This window comes from Limimaricola sp. G21655-S1 (genome assembly GCF_027213785.1).
Lineage (GTDB): Bacteria > Pseudomonadota > Alphaproteobacteria > Rhodobacterales > Rhodobacteraceae > Limimaricola.
Genome location: NZ_JAPWGO010000352.1, coordinates 1 through 255, shown reverse-complemented (window position 1 = coordinate 255; position 255 = coordinate 1). Strand labels below are relative to the sequence as shown.

1 pseudogene is annotated in these 255 nt (G+C 57.3%); it reads right to left on the bottom strand.

The window, feature by feature from the left end:
• A pseudogene (gene fadH / locus O4G76_RS21055) lies at positions 1-255 on the bottom strand (NADPH-dependent 2,4-dienoyl-CoA reductase); the annotation flags it as partial.

The following is a 255-nucleotide window of genomic DNA, read 5'->3' as shown; positions in this document are numbered from 1 at the left end:
CTGCACGACTTCGTCAAACGTGGAGCCATTGGGCACGAGGTCGATCATCGAGAGGCGATAGATCAGGATGAACTCCAGCCCGACCGCTTCGCGCACGCGACGTACTACCTCGACCGGCAGTCGCATGCGGTTTTCATAACTGCCACCCCAGCGGTCTTCGCGTTTGTTGGTGTGGGTTACAAGGAACTGATTGAGGAAGTACCCCTCAGAGCCCATGATCTCGACGCCATCATACCCGGCTTCTTTCGCCAGTTG